Below are 10,175 nucleotides of genomic sequence, written 5' to 3' on the forward strand. Positions count from 1 at the left end.
TAGTTTCTCTAGCCTATTGGCAATAAATAATGATCAAGTAACAAAATAATAAATAGTAACATCAAGTGGATAATAGAAAACTTGAATGTATCCATAGCCGTATTTTCATCAGCATTAAATTTAAGCTTCCACGCATAAGCAAAAAAGATAGCATTAAGTACTACAGCACCAATTAAGTATAGCCAATTACTCATGCCAACTAAATAAGGCAATAAACCCACAATAAATAACAATACGGTATAAAGTAAAATCTGGGTTTTCGTAAAGCTAATACCATGCGTCACAGGTAACATGGGGATATTCACTTTCGCATATTCATCTTTACGATGAATGGCTAAGGCCCAAAAATGCGGCGGTGTCCAAGTAAAAACTAATAGAACCAATAACAAGGCATGTGGATGAATTTCATTTGTCATAGCTGTCCAACCTAGTAACGGCGGGATAGCACCAGCGAGACCGCCAATAGTAATGTTTTGTGGAGTTGCACGCTTCAAATATAAGGTATAAACAAAACTATAGCCCACTAACCCTGATAACGTTAAGTAAGCCGTTAATGGATTAACTAACCCATAGAGTAGAATGAAACCCAATAAGGCAATACTAAAAGCAAACACGATGGCATTATTAGTGGTGATTCGACCTTCAGGTAAAGGTCTATTATGTGTTCTGCCCATAACCGCATCAATCTTTTCATCGACAATGTGATTAATTGCCGCCGCTGCAGATGACAATAACGCAATACCTAACATAGCAGGTAGCAATAGTTGCCAAGGCAAACCGCCTGGCACAGATAAACTCATGCCAACTAACGCGGTCAATACTAACAAAGCAACTACTTTTGGCTTAGTAATATCATAATAAGCTCGCCACCTAGAAATCGATATAGTAGGTATTTTTGTATTATTTAGCACTTCATCAGACATTATATCTCCTTACCTTATACTCTATGGTACAAGCGATAAGTTAAATTAATAAGCGTTAACATTAAGCAGGCCGCTACCACGTTATGCGCAACAGCAATGCCAAGCGGCAATGACAAGACAATATTAGAAATTCCAAGTAAAACCTGGCTTGTTAAAGCAACCCCTACAACTAATGTTGCTACTTTAAGGGCGTTGGTTTTAGCTCTAAGGTAAACCATTATCATCAACCAAGTTAAATAGACTGTAGTAATAATAGCGCCAAAACGATGCGTCACATGAATAGTGACACGATCCTCATGAGGCAAGTGCCCAAATTCATAACTTTCCTGTGCGGGTGGCACTAAGTCAAAAGAGTTTTCAAAAGTCAGTTGCTCTTGCCAGCCCGGCTGACAAATAGGTAATTCAACACAACTTAACGCAGCATAATGAGATGACGTCCAGCCCCCTAATCCTATTTGCCCAACCAAAACAATAATACCAAGCAAAGCAAAGCTGCCATATTTTTTTACTGGAGCCTCACTGACGCTTATTTGAGTTTTTCGTAAACGTAAATGCAACAAAAATAGCAAACTCAAAGTAGTAAAGCCGCCAAGTAAGTGAGCCATAACCACTATTGGCATTAACATCATGGTTACTGTCCACATACCTAATACAGCTTGAAAAATAACAACCGCTAAAATAAGTAAAGGTAGGCGTAAAGGTGTGTTTTGATGACGATTTTTAAATGACAAAAAAGCAATAGCGAGAATAAACAAACCTAATGCACCAGCGAAATATCGATGGATCATTTCATTCCAAGCTTTATGAGGCTCAACGGGCCGTTCAGGAAATGCTAATTCAGCTTTCGCAATTTGCTCTGCTGTTTTAGGTACATCAAGTTGTCCGTAACAAGTAGGCCAGTCTGGGCAGCCTAGTCCTGCATGCGTCAGTCTTGTATATGCACCTAAAGCAATAACAATAAACGCTAACACAATACTCAGAATGACTAACTTTCTAAGTATATTAGTGTGATCGCTATTCAGTGCTACATTGCTCATATTAACCAACCTTTGAATATTTAAGAATTTTTTTCATATCAGCTAAAATCTGTTTACCGAAATGTGGTAATTGCTTAGTGTCATTAGGTATTTCATGGCTCATAAAAACATTACCAAGGGGGTCAACCAACCATATTTTTTGCTCTGTTATAATTGTTTTAGCTTTACTTGGGGTTGCTACTAGCTGCCACTGACTTTGTGAAAGGTGTTGCAGTTGATCGTTAGACAGCACAGACTGATACAGAGCAACAGGGGTAACTCTAGGCATATATTTACCCAAAGCTACATAAGTATTATGAACAGACTCTAAAGTATGTTGACAGTTTTCCTCACAGTTCAATGGGAGGCTATAAAGAATTAGCCACTGATGTTCAAACGCTGAATTGTCGATTCCTAATTTATCAAGCGTTAGCTCCTCAGTTAACAAAGTCCCCTTATTCGTTACACTTTTTGCCAACCACTCGCCATCTAAAGCAAGTTTAGCCAATATAACGGGTAACAAAAAAACAACAATCATCAATAAAAAGCTTCGACGATTACTCTTTTTAATGGTTGCCTCTTGAACACCTGATACTTCATTGTGTACTGAATTCATATTATTTCGCCTTACTATTATTTTTATTATCACCCTTACTTATACTAAACTTAGCCCATAACATTAAAAGTAACCAAGCTATCGCCAAACTAAACCACTGAAAAGCATAAGCACGATGTTTTTCTGGTGGCATCACTATAGGTTGCCAATTTTTTTCAAAGCCTATTTTTTCACTTTCGTCTAAATAAATAACAAAAGGCAATAACTCTCGCTTGAGTAAAGCTGAAAACTTATCTAATTCAATTTGCTGCACTCTTAATGGCCAGCTTGCTTGAGAAAATACTTGCTCTACTAATTGAATACCTACTTCTATTAAACGAATATGCCCTTTAAATTTATATTGCCCACTCAAGGCTGATACATCCGGTATTTCTTGCCTATTTATTGATCCTTGTATCCAACCAAGACTTACCAATACTGCGTGTTTACTTGTTTCTGCTACTTGGTAGACCCGATACCCTAAACGCCCTTTACTCACTTGGTTATCTAATAAGAATACTTTTCCTTCATCAAAGCTTCCTTCGATATATACAGGGAAATCGTTGATTTTATTTAAAGAACTTCCATTATTTGAGAGGGTTAAAACCTGACTTAGTGAGATTGGTTTTTTAGCACTTAGTTTGTCAATCTGTGCTAATCGCTGCTCTTTTTCTAATGCCCTACTAATTTGCCAAAAGCCAAGCTTTACTAATGTTGAAAAAACGAGCACAGTAAAGACTAGCCAAAGTAAATTATGCTTACTAAAATAATTTGATCGCTTTTGATCAATACTTAAGGGTGTACTACTTGGCATCAAAAATAAAATCCTTACAACAAGTTAATACTTAGGATATTGAGTGTATGTTATTTAAAATTATTATTATCACACTTATGCTATTCATGGTTTACAACCTCTTTCGTGCTTTATTTATTATGAATAAAAAGCCCGATCCAAACCAACCTTCTATGACTAAATACATTGGCCGGAGATTAATGGTCTCGGTAGCGATAGTGATTTTAATACTAATAGGGTTACTCACCGGCCTAATTACACCAAACCCAAGACCTTATTAAAGTTAATATTTTTATAATTTTTGATAAATAAATTCGTTAGAGCAAAGCGAAGGCACGGAGTTGACGCCAATTAATGAGTACCTTCAATGCAGTTATTACGGATTTAGCAAAGTATTTAACATCACAAAATGTAGACGAATAGAAAAAGTAGTACCCACACTACGTCAACAAAATGCCAGTACCAACTTGTTGCCTGAAATGCAAAATGATTTTCAGGTGTAAAATGTCCTTTTAACACTCTAAAGAACATAACAATTAACATAATGCAGCCTAGTGTTACATGTAAACCATGAAACCCAGTTAACATGTAAAAGGTATTACCGTAGATCCCACTTGTTAAATACAGTTGCATTTCTTCAGAATAACCATGGGAATACTCTAAAACTTGTAGACTAATAAAGGTCAAACCTAAAATAATAGTAAATCCTAACCAAGCTTTTAGCTGTGGTCGCTTATTTTTTTCTAGCGCAACATGGGCAAAATGTGCGGTAATGGAAGAAGTTAATAATAGGATAGTATTAATTAATGGTAATCCATACCATCCCATAGCAGTAGTTTCGGTGCCTCCAGGTGTTTTAATTAATGGCCAACTAGCAGTAAACTCTGGCCATAAAACAGCCGCTGTTTCCGCATTATTTCCAGCACCATCTAACCACGGTATAGAAAAAGTACGTGCGTATAATAGTGCGCCAAAAAAGGCAGCGAAGAACATAACCTCAGAAAAAATAAACCAACTCATTCCTTGTCGAAATGAATTATCCATTTGACGACTGTACTTTCCAGCCATCGATTCATTAATAACATTACTAAACCAGCCAACTACCATATAAATGACTAAAGCAATTCCCGCTAGTAGCAAATAACCACCATAACCACTAACTTCATTTTTAATATCGGTAACATAATTAGCAGCCCCGACAGCAATCATAAATAATGCAACTGCACCTACAATTGGCCAATGGCTTTGTGATGGTACGTAATAACTTTCATATTCTTTGGTTGTCATTTTTATTACCTCTTTTACTCATAATATTTATAAGCGTGATAAATAGTTTATGAGTCTTTTTTTTCAGTAATATCATACAAAGTGTATGATAATGTCAGGGTGTGAATATCCACAGGCAAATCAATATCAACATAAAACTGTAAACCCATCTCGACTTCTTCACCACTTCTTAATGGTTGCCGCTCAAAACAAAAACACTCTATTTTTTGAAAATATCCAGCGGCTAAGCCTGGCGAAACAGAAGGAACAGCTTGCCCTGTAATATCATGATTCGCTTCATTTTTAGCAAAGAAATTAACGAATTTCATTTCACCTGGGTGTACAGAAATTTCATTAATTATAGGTTCGAATTGCCAAGGAATTCCTTTCGCCATTCGCGTAATAAATTGCACCTTTATTGTACGTGACGTATCAATACCATTATCAGAATAAACTACGGCTACATCATTGGTCTTACCGTTTAAGCCCGTAATATCACAAAAAACATCATACAAAGGTACAAGTGCAAACCCGAAACCAAACATAGCAAATACCATGAATACTAACTTTTTAATAACTTTACTGTTATTCGGTTTAACAAGTTTTTGCTCGGTATTATCGCTCATAACTAATCCACCTTAGGCGGCGTACTAAAGGTATGATATGGAGCTGGACTTGCCACGGTCCATTCTAATCCCTCAGCCCCATCCCATGGTTTAGCTGGGGCCTTATCTCCACCTCGAATACACTTAATAACAACGGCTAAGAAAATCAATTGTGATAAACCAAAAGCAAAACCACCAATGCTGACCCATTTATTAAAATCAGCAAATTGCAATGCATAATCCGGAATACGTCTAGGCATGCCAGCTAAACCTAAAAAGTGCATTGGGAAGAAGAGTAGATTGACTGAAATTAATGAACACCAGAAATGCCATTTAGAAAGGGAGTCGCTATACATATGCCCTGTCCACTTAGGTAACCAAAAATACGCTCCGGCATAAATAGAAAATAATGAGCCAGTTACAAGTACATAATGAAAATGCGCAACCACAAAGTAAGTATCGTGGTATTGAAAGTCTACGGGAGTTAATGCCAACATTAAGCCAGAAAACCCCCCAATTGTGAACAAAATCACAAAGGCAATTGAGAACAACATTGGTACCTCAAAAGTCATTGAACCACGCCACATTGTTGCGACCCAGTTAAATACTTTCACACCTGTGGGCACGGCAATCAGCATAGTACAATACATAAAGAACAGCTCACCAAATAAAGGCATTCCCGTGGTGAACATATGGTGCGCCCAAACAATGAATGACAACAGTGCAATTGAGCCAGTGGCATACACCATAGAGCTATAACCAAATAACTTTTTACGAGCAAAGGCAGGAATGATAGTTGAAACAATACCAAATGCCGGCAAAATCATAATATAAACTTCAGGGTGTCCAAAAAACCAAAAAATATGCTGGAACATTACAGGATCACCGCCCCCAGCAGCATTAAAGAAGCTAGTTCCGAAATAAGTATCGGTCAACACCATAGTAACAACACCCGCTAACACCGGCATAACAGCAATGAGTAAATAAGCCATTATGAAAAATGTCCAAACGAATAATGGCATTTTCATGTAAGTCATACCCGGTGCACGCATATTCATAATAGTCACAACAATATTAATTGCGCCCATAATTGAAGATACCCCCATAATATGAACAGCAAAAACAAAAAATGCCGTGCTCCCATTTGAATATGTTGTCGATAAAGGCGCATAAAATGTCCAACCAAAATTTGGCGCACCGCTTTCCATAAAAAATGAACTAAGCAGAATGGCAAATGCAAAAGGAAGAATCCAAAAACTCCAGTTATTCATTCGCGGTAATGCCATATCCGGCGCACCAATCATCATGGGCAACATCCAGTTAGCAAAACCGGTAAATGCTGGCATTATGGCACCAAAAACCATTATAAGACCATGAACAGTAGTTAACTGATTAAAAAAGTCTGGCTCTACTATTTGTAAACCTGGCTGAAATAATTCAGCACGGATCACCATAGCTAAAGCACCGCCAGTTAATAACATGATAAAAGAAAACCATAAGTAGAGAGTCCCTATATCTTTATGGTTTGTTGTATATAACCATCGCTTAATACCTTTCATTTTATGATCATGATGTGCATCATCAAGCGATTCATCTATTGTATGTGTCGTCATCTCTTACTCCTCGCTTACCGCTTTAACATCTGAGCTTTGTACTAAATCACCGGTTTCATTACCCCAAGCATTACGCTCGAATGTAGTAACCGCGGCGATTTCTTTTAAACTGAGTTGTTTCCCAAACGGAGGCATCATACCCTTGCCGTTAATGACTAAAGTTAAATGCTCTTCAATAGAGCCTTGAGTGGCAATAGCACTCCCTTTAAGTGCAGGAAATGTAGGAGGTAAGCCCAATCCTGTAGGCTGATGACATGCAGCACAATGAGCAAGATATACGGTTTCGCCAAGCTGCATTAGTTCTGCTTTACTCATAGAAGAGCTTAATGATGCCTTCTCTGCATTTTCAGCTTGAGCAGTCAATGCGTGTTGTTCATCCAACCATTTATCATAGTCTTCGCTAGATTTTACTTCGACTACAATCGGCATAAAACCATGATCTTTGCCGCAAAGCTCAGCACATTGACCGCGATAAACTCCAGGCTCATCAACATTTGTCCAAGCTTCATTTATAAAGCCGGGATTAGCATCTTGTTTAACAGCAAAAGCAGGAACCCACCAAGAATGAATAACATCATCAGAAGTAATTAAAAAGCGCACTTTTTTATTAGCAGGAATAACTAAAGGCTTGTCCACTTCAAGTAAGTAATCTTCTCCTTTTAGAGCACCATTACCACTAAAGCTACCGTCCTGATTTTCATACTGCTCGCGCGGGGTAGACAATACCGAGTAATATTCAATATTTTGATCAAAATATTTATAATGCCACTTCCACTGCGAGCCTGTAACTTGAATAGTGACATCGGAGTTATCATTATTTTCCATGTCAATTAAGGTACTAGTTGCCGGAACGGCCATTGCGATAAGAATAACGACAGGAATTGCCGTCCAGAGTATTTCTACTTTAGTGCTTTCATGAAAGTCAGCTGCTTTTGCTCCTTTTGATTTACGATGGAAGATCATAGACCAAAACATCGCTCCAAAAACAACAACCCCAATACCAGTACATATGTAGAGTGCTAGCATATGTAAATCATACACCTCCCTACTAACTGCCGTTACGCCTTTAGTCAAATTTAACTGTGAATCTGACCAAGCTGAACTGGAAAATAAGCTTAAACAAACAAGACAAATTTCCATCCACCAACGTTGATTACTTCTATTCACTCAACCTCTCCCCTATCAATATTTACTTCGTTTTAAATAAAATCGGTGTAATAATTCACCGTTTAAAACAACATATAAAAATAGAAAACAGAAAAGCAGCAATGTACATCAAAAATCATTTAACTGATGATCTGTTAATTTAGTTATTATTATTTTCTAATTAAGCACTTAATTTGAAATTTATTAAATTAACTGACGTGATATGACTAATTCAAATGACATAAGCGTAAATATTTAAGTTTAGCTATCGAATTAGCGCATTGACGTCTTTTTTATTCTTATTCAGTTTTTTGCTAGTTATAGCAATCTCACTAGCTATGTGATCATTTCTACTTGCTAAAATCACCAACTACATCATTATTTATTTAATAATTAGAACAACTAGTTATTGAAATAAATGCCTTGTATTTGGCTGTTTTTTCTACGTATAAAATTGTTCACTTAATTAATGAAATTGGTATTAATTTGTTCGATTCACCTTCTAGAATCGCTCAAAACTTAACCTAGGTCAAATTATAATTTAGATAAAAGCTAATATAATCAATAGAGTAACTACTCTAAGCTGTCTCTATAGCATGACTGGTATAGTCTAGGGGAATTTTGGCTATTGATATAATCAATAATTATTAATTGATTATTTAACAACCAAATTTGAGAGGTTTTTATTTAATAAAATAAAGCTAGTGAATATAACTAATAAAAATTGTCACTAAGGTATAGCAACAATTAAAAAATATAAAAAAGAAAACTTACATCCAATTGCCGTTACGAATAATACCAACAGCAAGCCCTTCAATGTAGAAATCTTGAGAACTAAGATCTACCTTGATAGGTTCAAAATCTTCATTTTCAGCTTGTAAATAGACGATATTACCATCACGTTTGAAGCGTTTTACTGTCACTTCATTTTCTACTCTAGCAACAATCACTTGACCATTTTGCACGTCAGTTGTTTGATGTACTGCTAATAGATCACCATCTAAAATACCAATATTTTTCATGCTTTCACCATTTACTCGTAACAAGTAATTAGCCACGGGGTGGAATAAACTACCACTCATTTGATAATGCTCTTCAACATGCTCTTCGGCTAAAATTGGCTCACCAGCAGCTACTCTACCAATAAGAGGAAGACCTTCTTCTTCAATAAACTGCTCAGATAACCGTATGCCACGAGATGTTCCTGGCAACATTTCAATATAACCTTTTTTTGCTAATGCTTTTAAATGTTCTTCTGCTGCATTGGCAGATTTAAAACCAAAAAAACTCGCTATTTCGGCTCTAGTAGGTGGCATTCCTGTTTCTTGAATTTTATCTTTAATCAAGTCAAATATTTGTTGTTGACGATTAGTTAACGGCTTTAATTCATTTGTTGCTAGCATTAGCTTTTCCTTTCTAGGTAAAGACCTGTATTTATTCACAACTGTCATTATATACAGCCAACTAATAAACGCAAGAGGTTACTAAGAACCTTAGGATCATATTCTTAGAATATGGACTTAAAATTATCAATATAATTAACGTGATAGGAGAATGAATCAGTTTAAAACCTGATCATTTACTTTAATGAACAGGCTTGATAAATACACATGCGTATTTATCAGTTTTATTTGAACAAAATAATTTTGGGAAAGCAGAAAACAAGTTAATCAATATTAATTGAGTGCCAATCCAGAAGAGAATGCGAGTAAGCATTTGATCTACAGTAATAAAAGATAGTGGCTCACTTAATTATAAAGTGAGCCACTAATCAAACTAAAAAACTAAACGGTAGCGACCACGGCTATCAGGCGTACCTAAAAAGGTAAGGAATGACGACGAATGTCGCCTGTTCTTATTAGGCGAATAAATTCGCCCCTACGGTGATGTCGATCACCTTCGCCTAACAATGTTTTTTGTTAGGGCGTATGTAGGGTGAATATAGGGGCGACTTCAGTCGCCTGTTCTTTTTATTAAGGCGAATAAATTCGCCTCTACGGTGATGTCGAGCACCTTCGCCTAATAATGTTCTTTGTTAAGGCGTATGTAGGGGCGACTTCAGTCGCCTGTTCTTATTAGGCGAATAAATTCGTCCCTACGGTGATGTCGGTCACCTTCGTCTAACAATGTTCTTTGTTAAAGCGTATGTAGGGTGATTAGCCAACTAAAAAACTAAACGATAACGACCACGGCTATCAGGTGTGCCTAAAAAAGGTAA

Annotated in this window: 10 protein-coding genes; 1 reads left to right on the forward strand and 9 read right to left on the reverse strand. The window is 36.6% G+C overall.

From position 1 onward, the window contains the following. Nucleotides 1-8: 8 nt before the first annotated feature. From cyoE to Q4496_RS10645, 4 genes are read right to left on the reverse strand one after another with little or no spacing between them, the layout of a single operon-like run. Nucleotides 9-923: a heme o synthase gene (gene cyoE, locus Q4496_RS10630; RefSeq protein WP_215974009.1), complete on the reverse strand. Its 915-nt coding sequence runs from the start codon at nucleotides 921-923 to the stop codon at nucleotides 9-11. A gap of 14 nt (nucleotides 924-937) precedes the next feature. Continuing rightward, a complete protein-coding gene (locus Q4496_RS10635; RefSeq protein WP_215974010.1) occupies nucleotides 938-1,960 on the reverse strand; it encodes a heme A synthase in 1,023 nt (340 codons plus the stop codon). Nucleotide 1,961: 1 nt separating this feature from the next. Beyond that, on the reverse strand, nucleotides 1,962-2,555 hold the full coding sequence (locus tag Q4496_RS10640) for a hypothetical protein (RefSeq protein ID WP_215974011.1): 594 nt from the start codon (nucleotides 2,553-2,555) through the stop codon (nucleotides 1,962-1,964). Between the two features lies 1 nt (nucleotide 2,556). After that, entirely contained in the window at nucleotides 2,557-3,348 is a 792-nt protein-coding gene (locus Q4496_RS10645) for an SURF1 family protein (protein ID WP_215974012.1), read from the reverse strand. Nucleotides 3,349-3,395: 47 nt separating this feature from the next. Between Q4496_RS10645 and Q4496_RS10650 the strand changes: the two genes are divergently transcribed. Further along, on the forward strand, nucleotides 3,396-3,608 hold the full coding sequence (locus Q4496_RS10650; RefSeq protein ID WP_215974013.1) for a DUF2909 domain-containing protein: 213 nt from the start codon (nucleotides 3,396-3,398) through the stop codon (nucleotides 3,606-3,608). Between the two features lie 121 nt (nucleotides 3,609-3,729). On the opposite strand, the gene Q4496_RS10655 is transcribed toward Q4496_RS10650, so the two are convergent. The 5 genes from Q4496_RS10655 to lexA form a co-directional block, all read right to left on the reverse strand. Beyond that, nucleotides 3,730-4,614: a cytochrome c oxidase subunit 3 gene (locus Q4496_RS10655; RefSeq protein WP_303610432.1), complete on the reverse strand. Its 885-nt coding sequence runs from the start codon at nucleotides 4,612-4,614 to the stop codon at nucleotides 3,730-3,732. A 47-nt stretch (nucleotides 4,615-4,661) separates the two neighbouring features. Further along, nucleotides 4,662-5,219 carry a cytochrome c oxidase assembly protein gene (locus Q4496_RS10660; protein WP_215974015.1) on the reverse strand — a complete coding sequence of 186 codons (558 nt, stop codon included), beginning with the start codon at nucleotides 5,217-5,219 and terminating at the stop codon, nucleotides 4,662-4,664. A 2-nt stretch (nucleotides 5,220-5,221) separates the two neighbouring features. Next, nucleotides 5,222-6,811 carry a cytochrome c oxidase subunit I gene (gene ctaD, locus Q4496_RS10665; protein ID WP_303602427.1) on the reverse strand — a complete coding sequence of 530 codons (1,590 nt, stop codon included), beginning with the start codon at nucleotides 6,809-6,811 and terminating at the stop codon, nucleotides 5,222-5,224. 3 nt (nucleotides 6,812-6,814) lie between these two features. Then, entirely contained in the window at nucleotides 6,815-7,978 is a 1,164-nt protein-coding gene (gene coxB, locus Q4496_RS10670; RefSeq protein WP_303495334.1) for a cytochrome c oxidase subunit II, read from the reverse strand. A 749-nt stretch (nucleotides 7,979-8,727) separates the two neighbouring features. Then, the gene (gene lexA, locus Q4496_RS10675; RefSeq protein ID WP_215974017.1) at nucleotides 8,728-9,360 is read right to left on the reverse strand and encodes a transcriptional repressor LexA; all 633 of its coding nucleotides are present in this window, start codon (nucleotides 9,358-9,360) and stop codon (nucleotides 8,728-8,730) included. Nucleotides 9,361-10,175 lie beyond the last annotated feature (815 nt).

The organism is Colwellia sp. 5_MG-2023 (genome assembly GCF_030547795.1).
Classification (GTDB): Bacteria; Pseudomonadota; Gammaproteobacteria; order Enterobacterales; family Alteromonadaceae; genus Colwellia.

Excerpts from the sequence above, each read along its gene's own strand:
- Q4496_RS10655 (WP_303610432.1), bottom strand. The coding sequence starts at position 4,614 with ATGACAACCAAAGAATATGAAAGTTATTACGTACCATCACAAAGCCAT.
- ctaD (WP_303602427.1), bottom strand. The coding sequence starts at position 6,811 with ATGACGACACATACAATAGATGAATCGCTTGATGATGCACATCATGAT.
- Q4496_RS10635 (WP_215974010.1), bottom strand. The coding sequence starts at position 1,960 with ATGAGCAATGTAGCACTGAATAGCGATCACACTAATATACTTAGAAAG.
- cyoE (WP_215974009.1), bottom strand. The coding sequence starts at position 923 with ATGTCTGATGAAGTGCTAAATAATACAAAAATACCTACTATATCGATT.
- lexA (WP_215974017.1), bottom strand. The coding sequence starts at position 9,360 with ATGCTAGCAACAAATGAATTAAAGCCGTTAACTAATCGTCAACAACAA.
- Q4496_RS10640 (WP_215974011.1), bottom strand. The coding sequence starts at position 2,555 with ATGAATTCAGTACACAATGAAGTATCAGGTGTTCAAGAGGCAACCATT.
- Q4496_RS10660 (WP_215974015.1), bottom strand. The coding sequence starts at position 5,219 with ATGAGCGATAATACCGAGCAAAAACTTGTTAAACCGAATAACAGTAAA.
- Q4496_RS10650 (WP_215974013.1), top strand. The coding sequence starts at position 3,396 with ATGTTATTTAAAATTATTATTATCACACTTATGCTATTCATGGTTTAC.
- Q4496_RS10645 (WP_215974012.1), bottom strand. The coding sequence starts at position 3,348 with ATGCCAAGTAGTACACCCTTAAGTATTGATCAAAAGCGATCAAATTAT.